Raw genomic sequence first — 22,447 nt, 5'->3', positions numbered from 1 at the left:
TCATGTGCGGGGCGCGACGGGCGGTGCCCGGCGAGCGATCAATGATCGCGTTCGACCGCCAGCGTCGCCAGCGCACGCAGTGCATCGGCCTCTTCGCCGTACCCGGCCAGGATCGCCTGCATGCGTGCCGCGAGTTCGTGCAGCTGGGCCTTCGCCCCGTCCAGGCCGAGCAGGGCGGGGAAGGTGCTCTTGTCCTGCGCCTGGTCCTTGCCGGCGGTCTTGCCCAGCTGCTCGGAACTGGCCTCGACATCGAGGATGTCATCGCGTACCTGGAAGGCCAGGCCGAGTGCGTCGGCGAAGCTGTCCAGCTGGGCCAGCTGAGGTTCGTGGGCCTGGCCGCACAGCGCGCCCATGCGCACCGCCGCACGGATCAGCGCGCCGGTCTTCAGGGCATGCATGCGGGTCAATGCCGCCAGCGTCTGCTGCTGGCCGGTGGCATCGATATCCAGCGCCTGGCCACCGCACATGCCAGCGGCGCCGGAAGCGTGGGCCAGGGTCTGCAGGCAGGCCACGCGCAGCGTGGCAGGCAGCGGTGCATCGGCCAGCAGGCCGAAGGCACGCGTCTGCAGTGCATCGCCTGCCAGAATCGCGGTGGCTTCGTCGAAGGCGATGTGGGTGGTCGGCTTGCCGCGACGCAGCGCGTCGTCATCCATTGCCGGCAGGTCGTCATGCACCAGCGAGTAGGCGTGGATGAGTTCGACGGACATAGCGGCCGCATCCAGGCTTTCCGGCTGCGCACCGAACAGGTGGCCACTGGCGTAGACCAGCAGCGGGCGCATGCGTTTGCCACCGCCCAGCACCGAATAGCGCATGGCCTGGTGCAGGCGCTGCGGTGCTTCGGCAGGCGAGGGCAGCGCGGCGTCGAGCTGGCTTTCGATACGGTCGCGCCAGCGCGCGAACAGAACCTCAGCCGTCATGGCTGGGCGGATCGAAAGGCTCGGATGCTTCCGGCTGCGCCGGATCGCTGAGCAGGCGCACGCGCAGCTCGGCCTGCTCCAGCGCCTGCTGGCACTGGCGATATAGACCGACGCCACGTTCGTAAGCACTGAGCGAAGCTTCCAGGCTCAGCTCGCCGGTTTCCATCTGCTCCACCAGCTGCTCCAGCGATTCGAGCGACTGCTCGAACTGGGCGACCGGGGAGGCGTTTTCGGGGGACTTCTTGGCCATGCGGCAAGTGTGGACGGGCCGCGCGCGGGGGTCAATTCACCAGCCGCCCGGGCGCCACTGCAACTGTGCGCCATGCGCCTGCAGCCAGGCCTGCAGCGGTGCGGCGATGACCACGTCGGCGGCGGCCAGCAACTGCGGGCCATCAAAGATCAGCGGCAGCTGCGCGCGTCGCCAGGGGGCGAGGTGTTCGCGTTGCAGGCAGTCCTTCAATGCGTGCGAATGCTGGCGACCGGGCAGCAGAATGCGCTCACCGCCCACGCGTGCACGGACCTGCAGCGGGCGATCGAAGGCCGGGGTGCCCTGCAGGCGCAGCTGTCCGCCATCGGGCAGTGCCAGCGGTGCGCGTCCATCCCATTCGTCCTGCCACTCGTGGGGAAGCGCAGGCAGCCGGGCCGGCAGCAGGTAGGCGTGGTCGCGCCACTGTTGGATCGCGTGATCGTGCCAGCGCACCCGCGCCTGGCGATCGTTGTCGGCCGGCAGCAACTCGTCCAGCGCCTGCTGCAGCACGGTGGCCGGCAGCGGTGCCGCACCGTGGCCGGTCACCCAGGCGCGCAGTACGCGCGCGGCGCGCCCCGGTGAGACCTGGCGTAGCAGCTGCAGCGACAGCACGCGTGGAGCGACTTCCAGGTGTGCGATCAGCTCGGCGTCTTCCTCGTCAAGCAGTTCGCGGGTCTGCCCGCAGTGCGTTGCGCTGCCCGCCATCGCCGCAGCGGCATGCGGCCAGCGCTGGCGCAACAGTGGCAGTACCTGCAGGCGCAGGAAGTTGCGATCGGCGTGGTCGTCGGCGTTGCTGGGGTCTTCGATCCAGTGCAGTGCATGCTGGCGGGCGTAGTCGAGGAGTGCACTGCGTGGCACTGCCAGCAGCGGTCGCCATAGAGGCTTTTCGCCAAGGCGGCTGTGCGTGGACATCGCCGCCAGGCCATCGACGCCGGAAGCACGCAGGGCGCGCAACAGGAAGGTCTCGGCCTGGTCGTCCTGGTGCTGTGCCAGCGCCAGGGTTTCGCCGTCGCGCAGTTCGGCCGCGAACGCGGCGCGTCGTGCCAGTCGCGCGGCACCCTCGGTGCCCAGGCCTGTGCCGTTCTCGACCTGCACGCGGTGCACGGCCAGTTCGATGCCCCAGGCGTCGCATTGCTGCTGGCAGTGCAGCACCCAGTCATCTGCATCGGGCTGCAGCCCGTGGTGCACGTGCACCGCGCGCAGGGCGGTGCCGGAAGTCTGCGCGCAGCGCCACAGCCAGTGCAGCAGCACGGTGGAGTCGACGCCACCGCTGTAGCCCACCAGCAGCGGCGCATCCAGCGGAACGAGGGCAGGGAAGGCAGTCACGGTGGCAAGTATAGGGTTGCTCGGCAGGGCTGCGCCCTGCACCCGCAGACGCGCAAGCAACGGCAACGGCCGAAGCAACAGCAGAAGCGGGTTTCCTGAGGCTTGGCGGGGTGGGTCCGGTAGCGGGGGCCGCTGCAAGTCCCCCTCCGGGGCCCGGCCCAGCCGCTGGCGGCTGTGCGTTCGGGCGCTTGCGAAGCAGTGCTTCGCAAGCAAAGCGCCCTCACCCATGTAAGCTCGGTCGCCGCTTGCTCGTGTGCGCAGTCCTGCGCACACGGCAAGACCGGGGTTGGGCGTCCTGCCCAACCCGCCCGAGGCATGCCTCGGGCCCATGCGGCTCACGCCCCCGCAACCGGACCCACCCCGGCTTCGACAGAATGCCGCGATCTGCCAGAACGGCGTCGTGCACCGCTTTGGTAGGTGTCGACCTTGGTCGACACAGTAGATCCACGCCATGCGTGGATGACTCATTCGATATCTGACAGATGTGTCGACCAAGGTCGACACCTACCAACAGCCGCGGAGATCTGTCAGAGGCGGGGCACTGTGGGTTTGCGGGGTGTGAGCCGCATGGATGCGGCGATCAAGGCAACATGGACGTACTTGCGCCGTCCCCGCAAACCCACAGTGCCCCGCCATCCCACGGAATGCACGCTGTTGCTGTTGCTTCGGCCGTTGCCGTTGCCGTTGCGTCTGCGGGTGCAGGGCGCAGCCCTGCCGAAAAACCTACTTTACCCGACGACCCGAACGGTCGATGCGGAACCGCTCTCCGCCTTCCATCGGCGTGTGGCCATCGGCATCCGGCGTGCCGCGCCGGCAGCCATTGCAGACTTCGGCCACGCCATCCTGGAACGGCCAACCGAAATCGAAGGTGCCGGGCACCACCTGGCGGAACTTCAGATCGAAGTAGGCCACGCGGTTGCCGACGCGGGCGCGCAGCAGGCCTTCCTGCGGCGTTTCCGGACCGTTGTCCCAGGTCAGTACCGGCAGGCTGCGGCCTTTGCGGTTGACGTAGTGGAAGCCTTGGTCGGCGTACACCACGGCCAGGCCATGGTCGTCGTAATTCAGGTCCTTCAAGGTGTCGGCACTGATCTTCGGCCGGTGATCGACCACTTCGCAGTTGGGCAGCGGCCACAATCCGTGTTCGTCGGTCAGCAGCTTGCACGCCGGTGCCTGTGCCGCTGCATTGGCACTGACCAGCACGCCAAGCAGGACCAGCGACCGCGCGAAGCGGCCGCTGGCAGGGGCAGGGTGGGCCTGCCTCACGATCACTTGGCCTCGGCCTTGCGCTCGAATGCGGTCGGCGCCGGCAGCTGTACCGGCACGCCCTTGTCGTCGCAGGTGCCGGCCTGGCACAGGCGCTCGCGCAGGGCCGGGGTGGCCTGCACGATCATGTGGTAGATCGCGTTCTGTTCCAGCGTGCCGCGGATCGCCTTGCTGCCCGGGCCGCGTGCCCAGATACCGACGTCTTCGCCGCCGTGCGACTCGGACTTCATCGGCACCAGTGCTTCCTGCATGTAGTCCGGATGCTCGGTGTCGACCTCGCGCAGGTTCGGGCGGCCGTTGGCCGGTTCGAAGCTGCTCGGGTTGTGCGGGTAACGCTTCGGACCGGCCGGCTGCTGGTTGCTGCTGCCGGTGTGGCCCGGGCCGTTGGCGTAGCTCAGCGTGGTGTAGGGCTGGCCGGTGCCGTCCAGCGCGTAGTCCAGCTTGCCGGCGCCATCTTCGCCGCCCTTGTCCTTCACCTTGCCCAGGATCGGGTTGCCGCGTGCCGGGTAGCCGACGAAGTTCAGGGTGTGCGAGTGGTCGGCGGTGACGATGATCAGGGTGTCGTCGGCCGACGTCAGTTCGTTGGCCACGCGCACCGCGTCGGACAGGGCCACGGTCTCGGTCAGCGCACGGTAGGCGTTGCCGCTGTGGTTGGCGTGGTCGATGCGCGCGCCTTCGATCATCAGCACGTAGCCTTCCTGGTGCTTGGCCAGGTTCTTGATGGCTGCCGCCGTCAGTTCGGCCAGGCTCGGCTCACCGCCCGGATCCTGCGGGCGCTCGTACTCGTAGCGCATGTGGTCCGGCTCGAACAGGCCAAGGATGGCCGGCGCATTCGCGGCGGCGGCCAGCTGCTTGCTGTTCCACACGTAGGCACCCTGCGGATGCGCCTGCTGCCATTCCTGCACCAGGCTGCGGCCGTCCAGGCGCTGGCCGACCTTGTCGTCGTACTCGGGATCGCGCTCTTCCACGGTGGTGAACTCACCACGACCACCGCCGAGGGCGACCAGCGGGCCACGGCCATAGCGCGAGGTGGACAACAGCTGCTGGGCGATGTCCTTGCAGCCGGCGGCCTTCGCGGCTTCGGTCAGGTCGGTGTCGTTTTCCCAGTTGCGCTCGGGCGAGTGCGCGTAGGTGGCGGCCGGAGTGGCATGGGTCAGGCGTGCGGTGGACACCACACCGGTGGCCAGGCCGGCGCTGTCGGCCAGCTGCAGCCAGGTCAGCAGGCCCTTGGACAGGCTGTCGGCGCAGTCGGTGCGGCTGCCGGCGCTGACGCCGATCGCGCCCATGTGGGTCTTCACGCCGGTGGTGATGGCGGTCATGGTGCCGGCCGAATCCGGGGTCTGCGAATCGGTGTTGTAGGTCTTGCTGAACGCCGTGGCCGGGAAGCGCTCCCAGGACAGCAGGTTCTCTTCACCCGAGCCGCCCTTCTGCTGGCCTTCGTAGATGCGCGAGGCGGCCACCGTGGTCAGGCTCATGCCGTCGCCGAGGAACAAGATGACGTTCTTGGCCTTGCCGGACATCGCGCCGTGGGCGGCGGCCTGGGCGGCGCCGCTGCGGTACCACCACTGCGGGGTCTCGCCGGCCGGATGGGCAACGGGGTTGACGGCGACCTTCACGCCGGCCGGGGCGGACGCGGGGGTGGTGCTGGCGCAGGCGCCCAGCAGCAGGGTGGTGGCGCAGGCGGCCAACAGGGAGACGGAACGGCGCATGGACGCTGGGATCTCACAAACTGTAACGGGACGTTCATTATGCCCGCCCTCGCAAGGCACGCCGATGACACACTGATTTGCCGGCCGGGCGGTCGTTCTGCGGGCCGCCTTGGGCTATCGTGCCAGCATCCCTTCCTTCCCCTCTGGATTGCCTATGAAGCTGGTCTCTGCCTGGCTGCGGATTCCATTCTGGCAGCGCGTGGTCGGTGGCTTCGTGCTCGGCGCGCTGGCCGGCTGGGCGCTCGGCCCGGCCGCGGAAACGTGGTTCGGCCCGCTCGGCGAGCTGTACGTCACCCTGATCAAGATGATCGCCGTGCCGCTGGTGTTCTTCGCGGTCATCAACGCAATCTCGTCGCTGCACGGCCAGAAGTCGGTCGCCGCGCTCAGTGGCCGCACCTTCCTGTGGTTCGTGATCACCGCCGCGTTGGCGGTGTGCGTCGGCCTTGGCGTGGGTACCGTGCTGCAGCCCGGCGCCGGTGGCCTGCAGCTGTCGATGGCCAGCAACTACGTGCCGCGCGAAGTGCCCAGCGTGGTGCAGGTGCTGCTGGACGTGGTGCCGGCCAATGTCTTCTACGCGCTGTCCGGCATCGGCACCAAGGTCAATGCGGCCGGTGAAACCGTGCTGGCTGCCGGTCGCGGCTCGATCCTGCCAGTGATCTTCTTCGCTGGCCTGGTCGGCTTTGCCATCGTCAAGCTGGGCGAGAAGGTGACCGAGGCGCGCAAGCTGGTCGGGCAGATGAGCGACATCATGATCCAGGTGACCCGCTTCGTGCTGGAAGTCACCCCTATCGGCACCTTCGGCCTGATTGCTGGCCTGGTTGGCAGCTACGGTTTCGAGAAGCTGCTGCCGCTGGGCCACTTCGTGCTGGCGCTGTACGTGGCCTGCGCACTGCACATCGTGGTGGTCTACAGCGCACTGCTGCTGGCGCACGGCCTGAACCCGTTGAAGTTCTTCCGTGGCGCGGCGCCGGGCATGCAGGTCGCCTTCGTCAGCTCGTCCAGCTTCGCCGCGATGCCGGTGGCGCTGCGTTCGATCACCCACAACCTGGGCGTGAACAAGGACTACGGTTCGTTCGCGGTGCCGCTGGGTGCCAGCATCAAGATGGATGGCTGCGGCGCGATCTACCCGGCGTTGTGCGCGGTGTTCATCGCGCAGTACAGCGGTGTGCCGCTGACCCCGGAGCAGTACGTGGTGGTGCTGATTGCCTCGGTGCTGGGCAGCTTCGGTACCGCCGGCGTGCCGGGTACCGCGGTGATCATGGCCACGGTGGTGCTGAGCGCAGCCAACCTGCCGCTGGAGACCATCGGCTACCTGTATGCCATCGACCGCATCCTGGACATGATGCGTACGATGACGAATGTGACGGGCCAGATGCTGGTGCCGGTGATCGTGGCCAAGGAAACCGGGCTGCTCGACCAGGCGGTGTATGACAACCCGTCCAGCAATGTCGGCGTGGACGATCCGGACCCGACACCGCCACGCGCCTGAGGTTGCGTGGAGATGAAAGGCCCGCCCTGACCGGCGGGCTTTTCGTTTTGGAGCTGACTGGCGCGGTGCCGATCAGGGTAGGTCCCTGGTAGATCCACGCCATGCGTGGATGGCCGCAGTGCCGACCAACGGTCGGCACCCACTGGGGCAGGTGGCGCAGTGCCGGCCAAGGTCGGCACCCAGTGGGGGCGCAAACAAAAAAGCCGCTGCAGGGCAGCGGCTTTCTCTTGTGAGGCGGCGCGGTAGCGCCAACCGGTCAGATCAGAGATCGACCCGGCGGGCCTGCATGAACTTGTTGCCCCAGTAGCCGCTGAGCAGGGTGTCCACGCGGACGTCCTTGCCGGAGCTCGGTGCGTGCAGGAAGCGGCCATCGCCAACATAGATGCCGACGTGGTCGACGCGGCCCTTGCGGCCGAAGAACACCAGGTCACCGGCAGCCAGTGCGGTGCGGTCGTTGATCAGTTCGGCGTTGTCATCGTGCGCCATTTCGCGGGAGACGCGCGGCAGCTCGATACCCAGGGCCGAGCGGAACACGTAACCGACCAGGCCGCTGCAGTCGAAACCGCTGTCCGGGTTGCTGCCACCCCAACGGTACGGGGTGCCCAGCAGGGTCATCGCGCGGCGCAGCAGCGACTGCACCTTGCCGTTGTCGGCCGCGGTACCGACAACGCTGCCATTGGCGGCGCTGCTGGTGTCGTAGTTGGCGAGCAGGCGGCTGAGATCACCGGCCACCACGGCCGAGCGGTCCATCAGCGGAATGGTGTCGTTGGCAGCCAGGTGCGGCAGCAGGGCGGCCAGCGTGGCGCTGGCGGCGGCATCGACGCGGCTGCGCTGCGGAGCGGCAGCCTCGGCCTTGGCGGCCGGTCGGGCGGTGCTCTCGGCCACCGGGGCCGGGGTCACATCGGAACGGTTCGGAGCAGTCTGCGACCAGGCCGGGAGGCTGGTCAGGCACAGTGCCAGGCCAAGCAACAGCGGGCGGGCACTACGTGAAGATACGGAAGTCTGGCCTTCGCTTTTCAGGTCGTCAGTCGTCACGCGTCGGTCACAGGAAAAAAACGATGGGGCATCATGCCCTGTAAAAGCGGCAATAAGTTAAAAATTCCGTTAGCAAACCGTTAGTTTCGTGGTGATGAACGTCACAGTTTTGAACATATCGCCTGTTCATTTTAGCGAAGGACACGTTTCGCCCCGGTGTAGTGGTCCTTCCAGTACGGACCGCTGAGCGAGTCCAGCCGGACCGTGCCACCGGTGCTCGGCGCGTGCACGAAGCGCCCTTCACCCACATAAATGCCGACATGGGTGACGCTGCCGCGGCTGCCGAAGAACACCAGGTCGCCGGTGGCCAGGCGCTGCGGGTCGATCTTCGGGCCCTGTACCGCCGCCAGGTCGCGCGAGGTGCGCGGCAGTTTCAGGTCCAGCATCTCGCGGTAGACGTAGGCCACCAGGCCGCTGCAGTCGAAGCCGGAGTCGGGGGTATTGCCGCCATAGCGATAGGGGGTGCCGACCAGGCTGATGGCGCGCATCAGCACCGAGTTGGCCGCCTCGGGATTGTCCGGCACGGTCTTCGGCCAGTTCGCGGTCGGCGGGGGCGGCGCGGGTCGGGTGGCCTTGCCGCCGCCGCAGGCGGTCATCAGCACGGGCAGGGCCAGCAGCAGGGCCGGGGCGAGGAGCCGGCGCAGGCCGGACGAAACTGGCGTGATGTGCATGATCTCCGGATAATGCGCCACCTTAGGATTGGCCGTCATGATGGCGGCGTCCCCGCCGGGCGACAACCCGCCCCAACCCGCCTGCCTCCGGCAGATCCAGACAGAGTTGCGCATGAAGATCGAAAAAGACCGCGTTGTCCGCTTCCACTACACCGTTTCCGAAGTCGGCCAGGAGCCGATCGAATCGTCCAAGGACCGCGGCGAGCCGCTGGCGATCCTGATCGGCCACGGCAACATCATCCCGGGCCTGGAAAACGCCATGATGGACAAGGAAGCCGGCGCGACCTTCAGCGTCGACGTCAACGCTGCCGATGCCTACGGCGAGCGTCGTGAGGGCCTGTCCCAGCGCGTGCCGAAGAAGCACTTCGGCAACACCAAGCTGGCTCCGGGCCAGCAGGTCGTGCTGCAGACCAACTTCGGCCCGCGTGCGGTGACCGTGCAGAAGGTCGGCATGAGCGTCGTCGACGTCGACCTGAACCATCCGATGGCCGGCAAGGACCTGCACTTCGACGTGGAAATCGTCGATGTGCGCGAAGCCGGCAAGGAAGAAATCGACCACGGCCACGTCCACGGCGACGGCGGTCACCAGCACTGATCGCAGCGCGATCGTGATGGCAGCAACGGCCCGCTTCGGCGGGCCGTTGCGTTTGTGGAACACGGCGCGGCCATCCATGGCGCGCAGGCCGGCGGCATAATGGCGGACCTGCCCGACGGACGCCCTGTGAACGCCGCTTCTCCTTCCCTGCAGCCGGTGGCTTCCGGCGAACGCATCGCCGTGCTTGACGTGCTGCGCGGTGCTGCGCTGCTGGGCATCCTGCTGATGAACATCGAGGCCTTCAGCGGGCCGCTGGACCTGGCGTTCACCGGCATCGACGTGCATTGGCAGGGCATCGACTACTGGGCCGATGCCTTTGTCTACGTGTTCGTGCAGGGCAAGTTCTTCACCCTGTTCTCGTTGCTGTTCGGTGCAGGCTTCGCGGTGATGGCGCAGCGCGCTGAGGCCGCCGGGCGCGACTTCACCCCGTTCTACCTGCGCCGCAGCGCTGGCTTGCTGCTGATCGGTCTGTGCCATGCACTGCTGGTCTGGTCCGGCGACATTCTGGTGATGTATGCACTGATCTCGTTGCCGCTGCTGGCCTGCCGCGAGGCGCCACGCAGCTGGCTGCCGTGGATGGGGCTGATGGTCTACCTCGGCGGTGTGGCGATGATGCTGCTGGTCGGCGCGATGGTGTCGATGGCTTCGGCCGAAGATGTGCAGGGCATGCTTGCCGAGGCGCAGCGGAGCATTGAGCTGCAGCGGCAGGTGTACGGGCAGGGCAGCTGGGCGCAGGCCAATGTGCAGCGCCTGAATGAGTTCGGTACGTCGATGGGGGCGCTGCTGATCACCGGCCCGGAAGTGCTGGGCATGTTCCTGATCGGCAGCTGGTTCGCCGGCAGTGGCGCGCTGGCGGCGCCGGAGCGCTTCCCGCGGCTGTACGCGTCGCTGCGCTGGGTCGCGTTGCCGCTGGGCTTGCTGGTCACGTTGATCGGCGTTGCCTGGAAACCCTACCTGGCACCGGGCGCCTACAACCTTCCAGTGACGGCGGCGATGGGCCTGGTGACCATAGGCGGCCTGCCGATGTGCCTGGGCTATCTGGCGTGGATCGTGCACTGGCGCACGCGGCTGGCCTGGCTGGCGCCGGTGGGGCGCATGGCGCTGACCCATTACCTGGCGCAGTCGCTGGTCTGCACGCTGCTTTTCTATCACTACGGACTGGGATGGTTCGAGGTGATGCCGCGCAGCGTGCAGCTGCTGTTCGCACTACTGCTGTTCGCTGTGCAGGTGGGCATTTCGCACGCGTGGTTGCGCCGCTTCCGTTTCGGGCCGATGGAATGGCTGTGGCGTGCGATGACCTACCGGCAGTGGCCGCCGATGCGGCGCGGGGCCGGGCAGGGCTGATCGATGCAGGGCGCGCGCGAGGATGTGATCGTGGTCGGCGCCGGTGCCATTGGACTGGCCGTCGCGCTCGCGCTGCGCGCACAGGGCCGGCAGGTACGCGTGATCGACCATGGGCGTGTCGGCGGCGCGACCTCGCATGGCAACTGCGGCACCATCACCCCCAGCCACGCGCCGCCGCTGCCAGCGCCTGGCGTACCGTTGCGCGCGCTGCGCTGGATGCTCGATCCGCGTGCGCCGTTGTACGTGCGTATGCGACTGGACCCTGCATTGTGGCGCTGGCTGCTGCAGTTCAGCGCACGCTGCAATGCCCGCGACTGGCTGCAGGCCACGCGCGCCCGCGCTGCGCTGCTGAATGATTCCCGGCTGCGCCTGGCACAGTGGGTGCAGGTGCATGCGCTGGACTGCGAATTCGATACCCACGGTCTGGACTACGTGTTTGGCGATGCCCGCAATTTCGATCGCCACGCCGCTGAGTGTGAGGCACTGAACGCGCAGGGCATCGCCACGGCGCGCATCGATGGCGCCGACTATGCGCGCGACAATCCAGCTTTCCATGATCGCATTGCCGGCGCGATCCACTTCCCCGGCGATGCGCAGCTGCGTCCGGACCGCTACACCGCCGAACTGGCGCGCGTGCTGCGTGCACAGGGCGTGGTGATCGAAGAGCACTCGGACGTGCAGGATTTCAGCGCCCACGCGCAGGGTGTGCGCGTGCACGTCGGCGAACGCACGCTGCACGCACGCGAGCTGGTGCTGGCCACCGGGCCGTGGTCGCCGCGCTGGGCACGGCAGCTGGATCTGCGCGTACCGATCCAGCCCGGCAAAGGTTACTCGCTGACCTGGTCGCGACCGGTGCAGGTGCCGCAGCGCCCGGTGGTGCTGAAGGACCATTCCGTGTTCGTGATTGCCTGGCGCGACGCGCTGCGCCTGGGCGGCACCATGGAGTTCGCCGGCGCCGACCCGCAGCTGCGCACGCGCCGCCTGCAGGCCCTGCAGGAGGCCGCCGACCACTACCTGCGCGCGCCGCGCGGTGCGCAGCTGCAGGAGCAGTGGTGCGGGTGGCGCCCCATGAGCGTGGACGACGTGCCGTTGATCGGCCGCGCGCCCGCGCATCCTCACGTCTGGCTTGCAGCGGGGCATGGCATGCTCGGCATCAGCATGAGCGCCGGCACCGGCCAGCTGATCGCCGATCTCGTCTGCGGCCGCACGCCAGCGATCGATCCTGCCCCTTACCGACCCGAGCGATTCCGATGAGCACTGCATCCTATGATTACGACCTGATCGTCCTTGGCGGCGGCTCCGCCGGCCTGGCCGGCGCGATCCGCGCCGCGCAGCACGGCAAGCGCGTGGCCATGCTGGAGCCCGGTGAGCTGGGCGGGACCTGCGTCAATGTTGGCTGCGTGCCGAAGAAGGCGATGTGGCTGGCGGCCGACCTGCACGAGCGCATCGGCCTGGCCAGTGCGATGGGCTTCGATGTTGAAGCGCGCCCGGCGCTGTCGTGGAAGGAACTGGTGATCCATCGCCAGGCCTACATCAGCAACATCCACACCAGCTACCACAAACGCCTGGATGAGACCGGCGTGGTGCGCATTCCGGCGCGCGGCCATCTGCTCGATGCGCATACCGTGGCCTGCAGTGATGGCGTGCGTTACAGCGCCGAGCACATCCTGATCGCCACCGGCGCGCACCCGCTGCGTCCTGATATCCCCGGCGCGGAACTGGGCCTGGTCTCCGATGATTTCTTCGACCTGCGTGCGGCGCCGGCCGAGGTGGCGATCATCGGCGGTGGCTACATCGCGGTGGAGCTGGCCGGCCTGCTGCAGGCACTGGGCAGCAAGGTGAGCCTGCTGGTGCGTGGCCAGCGGCTGCTGGATCGCTTCGATTACGAGCTGACTGATCAGCTGGCCGAGAACCTGAAGCAGCAGGGCGTGCGCATCCATTTCGGCTATCGCCTGCGCGAACTGCAGCGCGATGGCGAACGCGTACGTGCGTTCGGCCATGACGGCCCGCTCGACAGCGTGTTCGACGCGGTGTTCTTCGCCACCGGCCGCCGCGGCAACAGTCGTGATATGGGCCTGGAAGCGCTCGGCATCGGCATTGGCGAACACCAGCAGGTGCAGGTGGACGAATGGCAGACCACCAGCGTGCCGAGCGTGCACGCGGTGGGTGACATCGCCGGCAAGGTCGGCCTGACCCCGGTGGCGGTGGCTGCTTCGCGACGGTTGATGGATCGCCTGTTCGGTGGCCGCCCGCAGTCGAAGATGGATTACGAGAACGTGGCCAGCGTGGTGTTCTCGCACCCGCCGCTGGGTGCGGTGGGCATGAGCGAGGAAGAAGCGCGCGCGCGTTTCGACCAGGTGAGCGTTTACCACAGCCGTTTCCGACCGATGCTGCAGGCGCTGGCCAACGGTACCCAGCGCAGCCTGTTCAAAATGGTCTGCGCCGGCCCGGAAGAACGCGTGGTAGGTATCCACCTGCTGGGCGAAGCGGCCGACGAGATCCTGCAGGGTTTCGCGGTGGCGGTGAAGATGGGCGCGACCAAGGCCCAGTTCGATGACACCGTGGCGATCCACCCGACCTCGGCCGAGGAAGTGGTGCTGATGCGCTGACCTGCGGTTGCTGCAGAGCCGAGCCCATGCTCGGCCGTCGCTCTTTGTAGAGTCGAGCCATGCTCGACTGCGGTGGAAAGACAGTCGAGCATGGCTAGCCTCTACAAGGCGGGCACCGGACGCCCCCGTGCGACAATGGGCGCCCCCACGCTTTCCCGGGCCGCTCCGAGCGGCCCGCCGTCGTCCTGATGTCCAATCCCGCTTCCCGTATCGCCACCGCCTCCCCACGCATTGCGCTGGGGGGTATCGGCCTGGCAGCGATCGGCGCCATCGCTGCTTCCGGCAAGGCGATCATCGTCAAGCTCGGCCTGCGTCACGGCGTGGATGCCACCACGCTGCTTGCCCTGCGCATGCAGATGGCGCTGCCGCTGTTCGTTTTGATGGCGCTGTGGGCCGCGCGTCGGGCCGAACCACTGTCCTGGGCCGACCGAGCCCGTGTGCTGTGGCTGGGTTTCACCGGCTACTACCTGTCCAGCCTGCTCGACTTCCAGGGCCTGCAGTACATCAGCGTGACCCTGGAACGATTGATCCTGTACTTGAACCCGACCCTGGTGCTGCTGATCAACGTGCTGCTGGCGCGCCAGCGGCCGGGCCGATGGCAGATCGGCGCGCTGGTGCTGAGTTATCTGGGCGTGCTGCTGGCGTTCGGCCATGACCTGCAGCGCGAGGGTGGGCAGATCATCGTTGGCAGCCTGCTGGTGCTGGGCAGTGCGCTCAGCTATGCGCTGTACCTGTTCGGCAGCGGGCAGGTGGTCGCGCGTATCGGAGCGGTGCGGCTGACCGCTTACGCCAGCTGCGTGGCCAGCGTGCTGGTGCTGCTGCATTTCGCGGTGACCCATCCGCTGCCGTTGTTGTGGCAGGCACCGGCGCCGGTGCAGTGGTTGTCGCTGGTCAATGCCACCGTGTGCACGGTGCTGCCAGTGCTGGCGATCATGCTGGCGGTGCAGCGCGTGGGTTCGTCGCTGGCCGCGCAGGTCGGTATGCTGGGCCCTGTTTCCACCATCGTGATGAGCCTATGGCTGCTCGACGAACCGATGGGGCCGGCGCAGATCGCCGGCACCGTGCTGGTGCTGATCGGCGTTCTGCTGGTAACCCGCCTGCGGCGCTGACGCCGGAGCAGGCGCGTGCGCGCATCCTGGCGGTGATCCGCGCGATCCCGGCGGGGCAGGTGATGGGCTATGGGCAGGTGGCGATGCGCGCGGGCCTGCCCGGGCGTGCACGCCTGACCGCGCGCATCCTGGGCCAGAACGACGACCCGGACCTGCCTTGGCACCGCGTGTTGCGCTCGGATGGGCGCATTGCCATGGAGGAAGGGTCGGCCGGCTGGCGCGAGCAGTCACAGCGGTTGCGCGCCGAGGGCGTGCGGGTGGAGAACGGCCGGGTGCGGATGCCGGCGGCTGATCCGGCGGCAGCACTGGATGCCGCTGTGTGGGGTCCGGGCTGAGCAACGCTGGCGACTGAACAGGCCGCGCCTGCCGGTCGCCAACAAGACACGGTGCTGCGGCTATGATGGAGGCCGTTCCATGCCGGTGCTCCCATGTTCCCGCGACTGCCAACCGTCACCAAGGCCCTGCTGATCGCCAACGCGATCCTGTTCCTGCTGCAGCAGCCGTTCCTGCTCGGCATGCAGACCTTCGAGCCGTTCATGCTGCAACCCCTGCAGCAGGGCTTCGACGCATTCTCGCCGGGCGGCAACTTCCAGCCTTGGCAGCTGCTGACCTACGGCTTCCTGCACGGCAGCTTCGGCCATCTGTTCTTCAACATGCTGGCGGTCTTCATGTTCGGCGCGCCGCTGGAGCAGACCTGGGGCGAGAAGCGCTTCCTGCTGTATTACCTGGTGTGCGTGGCCGGTGCCGGTGTCTGCCAGCTGCTGGTGGGTACGCTGCTGGAAAACCCGGCCACGGTGCTGGGCGCTTCCGGTGGCGTGTTCGGCCTGCTGCTGGCCTACGGGATGCTGTTCCCCAACCAGCGGGTGATGCTGCTGTTCCCGCCGATCCCAATGAAGGCGCGTACCTTCGTGATCCTGTTCGGCGTGGGCGAGCTGGTGCTGGGCATGACCGGCTGGCAGCCGGGCGTGGCCCACTTCGCACACCTCGGCGGCATGCTGTTCGGCTGGTTGCTGATCCGCTACTGGCGCGGGCAATCGCCGTTCAACAAGCGCCGCCCGCCCGGCCCACCGAAGCGCCCGAACCATCTGCGCAGCGTCAAATGATCCGAAGGATCATTTGACGCTGTAGGTGCCGACCGTTGGTCGGCACGCCTTGTCCCACGCGGGTAGGTGCCAACCTTGGTTGGCACGCTTTGAATGGGATCATTTGACGCGGTAGGTGCCGACCGTTGGTCGGCACACCTCTACCCATCCTGCAACACCACCTGCGCGGCATTGTGCCCGGGCGCACCGGTGACGCCACCGCCGGGATGGGTGCCCGAACCGCACAGGTACAGGCCGGGCAGGGCACCGCGATAGCCGGCTTGGCCGACCATCGGCCGTGCCGAGAACAACTGGTTGGCACTGAGCGCACCGTGGAAAATGTCGCCGCCGACCAGGCCGAAGGTGCGTTCCAGATCCAGCGGCGACAGCACCTGCCGACCGAGCACGCTGCCGGCAAAGCCGGGCGCATACCGTTCGACGGTGGCAATCATCAGGTCCGCCACAATCTCGCGGTGATCATCCCAGTTACGCCCGTCGGGCAGTACCGGCGCCACGTGCTGGCAGAACAGGCTGGCCACATGCTGCCCGCGCGGCGCCAGTGAATCATCCAGCGTGCTCGGAATCAGCATCTCTACTATCGGTTCGCGCGACCAGCCTTCGCGGCGCGCATCCAGCCAGGCGCGGTCCATGTAGTCCAGGCTGGGGGCCATGATGATGCCGGCGCTGAGGTGATCGCCGGGGCCGGGCAGGGCACGGAAGTCCGGCAACCGCGACAGCGCCACGTTCATCCGGAAGGTGCCGGAACCGCAGCGCCAGTTCGCCATGCGTTCGCGTGTGGCAGCGGGTACCTGCGTCGGCTCCAGCAGCTGTTCGTACAGCAGCTTCGGATTGACGTTGGCCACCACCGCGCGTGCACGCAGGGTTTCGCCGTTGGCCAGTTCCACCCCCACGACGCGGCCTTGTTCGGTCAGTACCTGTTGCACACCGGCATCCACGCGCAGTTCGGCCCCGGCCTCGCGCGCCGCGCTGGCGATGGCCTGGCTGATCGCGCCCATGCCGCCGATCGCGTGGCCCCACGCACCCTTTACGCCATTGCACTGGCCGAATACGTGGTGCAGCAGTACGTAGGCACTGCCCGCTGTATACGGGCTTGCGTAGTTGCCGACGATGCCATCAAAGCCGAACAGCGCCTTGATCGGCTCGCTCTCGAACCAACGGTCCAGGTACTCCGCCGCCGACAGCGTGAACAGGTCCAGCAGTTCCTGCCGCAGTGGCGCATCCAGCGCCGCCAGTTCGCGGCCGAGTTTCCCCATCTGCCATAGTGCGGGCAGCGCACGCCAACCGCCTGCTACACCCAGGTCGGGCGGCGCGCGCAGAGCCCATGCGCGCAGTACGTCGGCGAAGATTTCCAGGCGTGCCTCGTACGCGGGCAAGCGCTGCGCATCCCGCTCGGAGAACTTCGCCACTTCGGCCTGAGTGCGGCCAGGTGCCGACAACAGATAGCGGTCGTCGGGCAATGGCAGGAAGTTGTTGGCCGGGCGCGCGACGATGCGCAGCCCATGCGCATGCAGCTGCAGGTCGTCGATCACCTTCGGCTGCAGCAGCGAGACCGTGTACGAGGCGACTGAATTGCGGAAGCCGGGATGGAATTCCTCGGTGACCGCAGCGCCGCCAAGAACGCCGCGACGTTCCAGCACCAGCACCTTCTTTCCGGCACGCGCCAGATAGGCCGCGCAGACCAGGCCGTTGTGGCCACCACCAACGATGATCGCATCCCAGGTCATCTGCACCTCGGAAAAAGGGGACGGAGGGGATTAAGTCGCAATTCGCATGGGGGCACCGGCAATGGGGAAAAAACGACTTAATCCCCTCCGTCCCCTTTTTTGATCGCTGCTTCGATGGTGGCGATGTCGATCTTCTTCATCGGCATCATCGCGTTGAAGGCGCGCTTGGCCAATGCCTTGTCCTTGCTGGTCACCGCTTCGATCAGCATGCGCGGGCTGATCTGCCAGGAGATGCCCCAGCGGTCCTTGCACCAGCCGCATTGGCTCTCCTGGCCACCGTTGCCGACGATCGCATTCCACAGGCGGTCGGTCTCGGCCTGGTCCTCGGTCTGGATCTGGAACGAGAACGCTTCGCTGTGCTTGAACGCGGTGCCGCCGTTGAGGCCGACGCAGGGGATGCCGCAGACCGTGAATTCGACGGTCAGTACGTTGCCTTCCTTGCCGTCCGGATAGTCACCGGGGGCGTGATGCACGGCGGTCACCGCGCTGTCGGGCAGGATACTGGCGTAGAAGGTGGCGGCCTCGAGTGCGCCGTTGTCATACCAGACACAGATCGTGTTCTTGTGTGCCATGTTGGGGCTCCACGTTGGACGAAGCCGCAGCGATAGCATGCGCGGTGTTAATCCGGGATCGTGCTGCACCTGCAAAAAAGGAGGGCGCCCGAAGGCGCCCTCTGCGTTACCCGTGTGGCAGCTGGATCAGCGCCAGACCTTGATCTGCTCGGCTTCACTGCGCTGCATCGGCTGGCCGGCCTTGCAGCTGAAGGTGGCGCCGAAGGCCGGCAGGTTGGCCAGCGTGCCGTTGCTGCGCCACAGGCCCGGTGCACGGATGTCGGCGGTCAGGCGACGTACGGCCTCGTTCGGCGCCAGCTGCTGCGCCCACAGCGCAGACCAGGCGCGGAAGAAGCCCTGCTGCTGGGCCTGCTTGGCCTTCGGCTCCTGCGCGACATACGCCGCCCAGGCCAGTTCCAGACCGGCGATGTCGGCCAGGTTCTCCTCCTGGGTGAGCGTGCCGTTGACCTTGGCACCCTTCACGCCCGGGAAGTCGTAGGCGCTGTACTGCGCGGCCACGCGGTTACCGAGCAGGGTCCAGGCGGTCTTGTCGGCCGGGGTCCACCAGCTGCGCAGCTCGCCCTTGGCGTCGACCAGCGCGCCCTTGGCATCGATCGCGCGGGTCAGCTCATGGCCGACCAGGCCACCGAAGCTGCCGAACTTGTCGGCAGCGTCGGCCTTGGCGTTGAACACCGGGCCCTGCAGGATCGCGGCGGTGACGATCAGGCGGTTCTGGGCCAGATCGTAGGCCAGCGACGGCTGCTGCGGCAGCACGTCCCAGCGACGGTCGGCGTTGCCCTTGCCGATGCGCTTCATTTCCTCGCGATGGCGCCAGGTCGAAGCAATCAGCATGTTGCCACCGAACGAACCGCGGCCCATCGGCTGCACGCTGTAGTCGAGGTCGCGCAGCGGGGTGCCGATCTCGATCTTCAGCGCAGCCAGCTTGGCCTGCGCTTCGGCCTTGGCTTCGGTGCTCATCCAGCTGCTGTTCTTGACCGCTTCGATCTGCACTTCGCGCACCTTGTCGACGATCCACGCCGCCTGGCGACGATCTTCGGCGGACAGGTAACGGGCAGCGTATTCGCGACCGACCATCGGGCCAGCGGCTACGTTGATCGCCTCCAGCACGTCTTCCCAGCGCTGCGGCGGCAGGGTTTCGCCACGCAGCACGCGGCCGCGGAATTCGAACTCGGCGTCGCGGTAGGCCTTGGACAGGTACGGCGCCATCGAGTCGCCCACGCGCCAGCGCAGGTAGGCCTTCCACTGGTCCGGCTTGAGCTTGGTGACCATGCCGTCGAGCTGCTTGAACAGGCCCGGGTCGGCCAGCGAGACCAGGTCGTCATCCACGCCCTGTGCCTTCAGGAAGGCATCCAGCTGCAGGTTGCGGTAGCGGCTGTTGAGCTCCTTGGTGGAGATCGGCGCGTAGTTGTTGAACGGGTTGTTGATGCCGGCCAGCGACTGCGCATTGCGTGCCAGCTCGGTTTCCAGCGCGATCACCGCCTGCGACTCGGCATCCAGCTTGGCCGCCGGCGTGCCGGTCAGTGCCAGGATCTGCTTGACGTAGTTGCGGTAGCGGCCCATCAGCGCCACGGTGTCGGCGTCGGTACGGGTATAGAACGCCGGATCCGGCAGGCCCATGCCGCCCTGCATGAAGTAGCCGATGTGACGGTCCAGCGCTTTCAGATCGACGTCGGGGCCGAAGTTGAATGCCACCGGGATGCCGACCTGGTGCAGTGCGGCGATCGAGGCCGGCACATCCTTGGCCTTCTTGATGGCGTTGATGCGGGTCAGCAGCGGGGCGATCGGGTTGGAGCCGTCTGCTTCCACGGCCGCTTCGTCCAGGCCACTGGCCCAGAAGTCACCCAGCAGCTTCTGCACGTTGCCCTGCGGCGCCTTCATCGCTGCGTCGAGCAGTTCACGCTGCTGCTGGCGGCTGCGGTCGACCAGCTGGCCCAGCGCGGTGGTGGCGCCGGTCTGCGGCACCGGGTTGGCCTTCAGCCAGCCTGCATTGGTGGCGTCGTAGAAGTCGCTGCACTGGGCACTGACAGCCGGGGCACGCGCGGCCTTTTTCTTGGCGGCGAACGCATCGTGGGTCGGGACCAGAGTCGCCAGGCTGATGCCCAGGGCGATGGCAAGCGGACGGAAATTGGGCATGTGGAACGAATCCGTGATGGATTGAGGGCGCGCGCACTATAGCAAGCCGCGCATGGGCGCGGCATGCACGCATCACGGCGCATCCGCCGGGCATGGCCCGGCGCTACCGGGTGTGTGGCATCGACACCGCATGCACGCATCACGGTGGCTCCGCCGTGCCGTGCGCCGACCAAGGTCGGCATCTGCCAATGGCGTGGGCCTGCACAGGCGCAGTAGATCCACGCCATGCGTGGATGACGGGCGCGGCAAAAAACAAAGGCCCGGGAATTCCCGGGCCTCTGCAGGTCTACCTTGGCATCAGCCAGGGCTTACCAGATCACCACCTGCTGCTCGCCGGCGCGGGCCATCGGCGAACCGGCCTTGCACTGGAAGGCCGCAGCAAAGGTCGGCAGGTTCGACGGCGCACCCATGGCTCGGAACTGCGCCGGCGCGTGCGGGTCAGTGGCCAGGCGGACCTTGGCGTTTTCCGGGGTGTACTTGGTGCGCCACACGGTGGCCCAGTTGAAGAAGAAGCGCTGGTCGCGGGTGAATCCATCGACCTTTGCATCTTCCTTGCCGGCGGAGGCCTTCTGCAGGGCGTCGTAGGCGGTAGCCAGGCCGCCCAGGTCGGCGATGTTCTCGCCCAGGGTCAGGTGACCGTTCACGGCCTGGCCGTCGACCTTGTACTGGTCGAACTGCTTGACCAGCTTGCCGGTCAAGCCTTCGAAGTTCTTCTTGTCAGCGGCGGTCCACCAGTCTTCCATGTTGCCGGTCGGCCCGAAGCGTGCACCCTGGTCGTCGTAACCGTGGGTCATTTCGTGGCCGATCACCGCACCGATGCCGCCATAGTTCAGTGCGTCGTCGGCCTTCGGATCGAAGAACGGCGGCTGCAGGATGGCGGCCGGGAACACGATCTCGTTCTGCAGCGGGTTGTAGTAAGCGTTGACCGTCTGCGGGGTCATGCCCCACTCGGTCTTGTCCACCGGCTTGCCGATCTTGGACAGGTTGAACTTGTAGTTGAACTCACTGGCCGCGCGCACATTGCCCAGGTAGCTGTCGCGCTGGGTCTGCAGGCCCGCCCAGTCACGCCACTTGTCCGGGTAACCGATCTTCGGAGTGAAGGTTTCCCACTTGGCGATGGCCTTGGCCTTGGTTTCATCGCTCATCCAGCTCAGGCCCTGGATGCGTTCCTTCAGCGAAGCGGCCAGGTTCTTCACCAGCTCTTCCATCTTCGCCTTGGCTTCCGGCGAGAAGGCAACCTTCACGTACAGCTGGCCGAAGGCTTCACCGGCGTCGTTCTCGATGGTGCCCAGCACGCGCTTCCAGCGCGGCTTCTGTTCCTTCTGGCCGTTGAGGGTCTTGCCGTAGAACTCGTAGTTCTCCTGAACGAAGGCATCGGCCAGGTAGGGCGAGGCGCTGTCCACGGTGTGGAAGCGCAGGTAGGCGCGCCACACCGACGGATCGGTATCGCCCAGCGCCTTGCTCACTTCCTCATGGAAGGCCGGCATGGCCAGCGAGAACTTCTCCGGCGCGGCTACGCCCTGCGACTTGAAGAACTCGGTCCAGCTGAAGTTCGGGGTCAGCTTGTCGGCGTCAGCCAGGGTGACCGGGTTGTAGTACAGCTCGACGTTGCGCGACAGCTCGACGCGCGACTTGGAGGCCTTGGCCAGGCGGGTCTCGAACTTGACCAGGTCCTCGGCCTGCTTGGCAGCGTCGGCAGCGGCGACGCCGGACAGCTCCAGCACCTTGGCGACGTGTGCCTGGTAGGCCTTCAGCTTGTCGGCGTTCTTGGCATCGGTGTAGTAGGTGCTGTCCGGCAGGCCCAGGCCGCCCTGGCTGGCGTAGGCCAGGTTGACGGCCGAGTTCTTGAAGTCGGCTTCGGCGCCGAAGCCGAACAGGACGTTGTCACCCTTGGCCGCGCTGCTGCGCAGGTAGTCGGCGATGGCCGCCTTGTCCTGCAGGCCGTCGATCGCGGTCAGGTCGGCCTTCAGCGGCTCGATGCCCTGGGCATTGATCTTGGCTTCGTCCATGCCGGTGGCCCACAGGTCGCCGACGATCTTCTCGATATGGTTCGGGTTCTTGACCTGCGCGACCTGTTCAGCCAACTGGTGCTGCACGGCTACCGAACGCTCGTCGAGGATGGTGAACGCGCCCCAGCTGGTGCGGTCGCCCGGAATTTCATTGGCGGCCAGCCACTTGCTGTTGACGTAGTCGCCGAAGGCGCCACAGGCGTCCTTGCTCGCATCCAGATCGCTGGGCTGGAAGGCGTTGTAGGCCGGCAGCTTGCTCTCGTCCAGCGTGTAGTTGGTGGCTTCGGCCGCAGCCGGCGTGGAGGCGGTGGCATCCTTGGCCGGGGTTTCGTTCTTGCCGCAGCCGACCAGCGCGGCCGAAACGGCCAGGGTCAGCAGCACGATCTTGGGAGTACGGGTCACTTTGATGGCCTCCAGGCCGAGTGAGTCAGGGAAGGGCCGCGGGGACGGCCGTGGGCCGAACAATACGCCGCCGGCCTGCCCTGCAAGGGTGTCGAAGGTCATGGCCGGGCGCAAGGGGGCCGCTTCGTGGGCCGGAAAAGACAGACCCGGCAAAAGCCGGGTCTGTCGGGGTACTGCGATCAGGCGTGGA

The 22,447-nt window shown here is 67.1% G+C and carries 19 protein-coding genes; 8 read left to right on the top strand and 11 right to left on the bottom strand.

The genetic code is table 11. The features are described from left to right. Nucleotides 1–38: 38 nt before the first annotated feature. From ACZK2R_RS16505 to ACZK2R_RS16485, 5 genes are all read right to left on the bottom strand, one after another. On the bottom strand, nucleotides 39–917 hold the full coding sequence (locus tag ACZK2R_RS16505; RefSeq protein WP_049462723.1) for a polyprenyl synthetase family protein: 879 nt from the start codon (nucleotides 915–917) through the stop codon (nucleotides 39–41). Continuing rightward, a complete protein-coding gene (locus tag ACZK2R_RS16500; protein ID WP_005410522.1) occupies nucleotides 907–1,167 on the bottom strand; it encodes an exodeoxyribonuclease VII small subunit in 261 nt (86 codons plus the stop codon). The genes ACZK2R_RS16505 and ACZK2R_RS16500 overlap by 11 nt, the downstream gene beginning before the upstream one ends. A 36-nt stretch (nucleotides 1,168–1,203) precedes the next feature. Continuing rightward, entirely contained in the window at nucleotides 1,204–2,490 is a 1,287-nt protein-coding gene (tilS, locus tag ACZK2R_RS16495) for a tRNA lysidine(34) synthetase TilS (RefSeq protein WP_180836612.1), read from the bottom strand. 723 nt (nucleotides 2,491–3,213) lie between these two features. After that, the gene (locus ACZK2R_RS16490) at nucleotides 3,214–3,759 is read right to left on the bottom strand and encodes a WG repeat-containing protein (RefSeq protein ID WP_032128996.1); all 546 of its coding nucleotides are present in this window, start codon (nucleotides 3,757–3,759) and stop codon (nucleotides 3,214–3,216) included. Continuing rightward, nucleotides 3,756–5,462, bottom strand: coding sequence for an alkaline phosphatase (locus ACZK2R_RS16485; protein ID WP_125893978.1), 1,707 nt, complete (start codon nucleotides 5,460–5,462; stop codon nucleotides 3,756–3,758). The genes ACZK2R_RS16490 and ACZK2R_RS16485 overlap by 4 nt, the downstream gene beginning before the upstream one ends. Before the next feature lie 154 nt (nucleotides 5,463–5,616). Between ACZK2R_RS16485 and ACZK2R_RS16480 the strand changes: the two genes are divergently transcribed. Beyond that, nucleotides 5,617–6,951, top strand: a complete 1,335-nt coding sequence (locus ACZK2R_RS16480; RefSeq protein ID WP_006381938.1) for a dicarboxylate/amino acid:cation symporter — start codon at nucleotides 5,617–5,619, stop codon at nucleotides 6,949–6,951. A gap of 261 nt (nucleotides 6,952–7,212) precedes the next feature. On the opposite strand, the gene ACZK2R_RS16475 is transcribed toward ACZK2R_RS16480, so the two are convergent. Both ACZK2R_RS16475 and ACZK2R_RS16470 read right to left on the bottom strand, forming a co-directional pair. Next, on the bottom strand, nucleotides 7,213–7,986 hold the full coding sequence (locus ACZK2R_RS16475; protein ID WP_005414115.1) for a C40 family peptidase: 774 nt from the start codon (nucleotides 7,984–7,986) through the stop codon (nucleotides 7,213–7,215). A gap of 131 nt (nucleotides 7,987–8,117) precedes the next feature. After that, nucleotides 8,118–8,696, bottom strand: coding sequence for a C40 family peptidase (locus ACZK2R_RS16470; RefSeq protein ID WP_065428014.1), 579 nt, complete (start codon nucleotides 8,694–8,696; stop codon nucleotides 8,118–8,120). Nucleotides 8,697–8,769: 73 nt separating this feature from the next. Here ACZK2R_RS16470 and ACZK2R_RS16465 point away from each other — a divergent pair, with 73 nt between their 5' ends. The 7 genes from ACZK2R_RS16465 to ACZK2R_RS16435 all read left to right on the top strand — a co-directional run bounded on the left by ACZK2R_RS16465 (nucleotide 8,770) and on the right by ACZK2R_RS16435 (nucleotide 15,417). Further along, nucleotides 8,770–9,252, top strand: coding sequence for an FKBP-type peptidyl-prolyl cis-trans isomerase (locus ACZK2R_RS16465; protein ID WP_049398704.1), 483 nt, complete (start codon nucleotides 8,770–8,772; stop codon nucleotides 9,250–9,252). Between the two features lie 99 nt (nucleotides 9,253–9,351). Further along, complete coding sequence (locus ACZK2R_RS16460) at nucleotides 9,352–10,596, top strand: DUF418 domain-containing protein (RefSeq protein WP_180836613.1); 1,245 nt, start codon at nucleotides 9,352–9,354, stop codon at nucleotides 10,594–10,596. A gap of 3 nt (nucleotides 10,597–10,599) precedes the next feature. Beyond that, a complete protein-coding gene (locus ACZK2R_RS16455) occupies nucleotides 10,600–11,850 on the top strand; it encodes an NAD(P)/FAD-dependent oxidoreductase (protein WP_180836614.1) in 1,251 nt (416 codons plus the stop codon). Then, nucleotides 11,847–13,205 carry a glutathione-disulfide reductase gene (gorA, locus tag ACZK2R_RS16450; RefSeq protein WP_180836615.1) on the top strand — a complete coding sequence of 453 codons (1,359 nt, stop codon included), beginning with the start codon at nucleotides 11,847–11,849 and terminating at the stop codon, nucleotides 13,203–13,205. Before ACZK2R_RS16455 ends, gorA begins: the two co-directional genes overlap by 4 nt. Nucleotides 13,206–13,393: 188 nt before the next feature. Then, complete coding sequence (locus tag ACZK2R_RS16445; protein ID WP_180836616.1) at nucleotides 13,394–14,314, top strand: DMT family transporter; 921 nt, start codon at nucleotides 13,394–13,396, stop codon at nucleotides 14,312–14,314. Continuing rightward, nucleotides 14,221–14,649 carry an MGMT family protein gene (locus ACZK2R_RS16440; RefSeq protein ID WP_428993065.1) on the top strand — a complete coding sequence of 143 codons (429 nt, stop codon included), beginning with the start codon at nucleotides 14,221–14,223 and terminating at the stop codon, nucleotides 14,647–14,649. The genes ACZK2R_RS16445 and ACZK2R_RS16440 overlap by 94 nt, the downstream gene beginning before the upstream one ends. A gap of 93 nt (nucleotides 14,650–14,742) precedes the next feature. Then, on the top strand, nucleotides 14,743–15,417 hold the full coding sequence (locus ACZK2R_RS16435) for a rhomboid family intramembrane serine protease (RefSeq protein WP_032128229.1): 675 nt from the start codon (nucleotides 14,743–14,745) through the stop codon (nucleotides 15,415–15,417). Nucleotides 15,418–15,557: 140 nt separating this feature from the next. Here the strand turns inward: ACZK2R_RS16435 and ACZK2R_RS16430 are convergent, their stop codons facing one another. From ACZK2R_RS16430 to ACZK2R_RS16415, 4 genes are all read right to left on the bottom strand, one after another. After that, on the bottom strand, nucleotides 15,558–17,141 hold the full coding sequence (locus tag ACZK2R_RS16430) for a phytoene desaturase family protein (RefSeq protein ID WP_180836617.1): 1,584 nt from the start codon (nucleotides 17,139–17,141) through the stop codon (nucleotides 15,558–15,560). Nucleotides 17,142–17,218: 77 nt separating this feature from the next. Continuing rightward, entirely contained in the window at nucleotides 17,219–17,713 is a 495-nt protein-coding gene (locus ACZK2R_RS16425; RefSeq protein ID WP_093999806.1) for a VOC family protein, read from the bottom strand. A gap of 126 nt (nucleotides 17,714–17,839) precedes the next feature. Beyond that, complete coding sequence (locus ACZK2R_RS16420; RefSeq protein WP_049460715.1) at nucleotides 17,840–19,846, bottom strand: M13 family metallopeptidase; 2,007 nt, start codon at nucleotides 19,844–19,846, stop codon at nucleotides 17,840–17,842. 308 nt (nucleotides 19,847–20,154) lie between these two features. Then, entirely contained in the window at nucleotides 20,155–22,257 is a 2,103-nt protein-coding gene (locus tag ACZK2R_RS16415) for a M13 family metallopeptidase (RefSeq protein WP_180836618.1), read from the bottom strand. Nucleotides 22,258–22,447: the final 190 nt, after the last annotated feature.

Source organism: Stenotrophomonas sp. 96582_Sma (assembly GCF_056480905.1).
The sequence above is the reverse complement of the archived record's forward strand: the minus strand, read 5'-3'. Positions and strand labels throughout refer to the sequence as shown.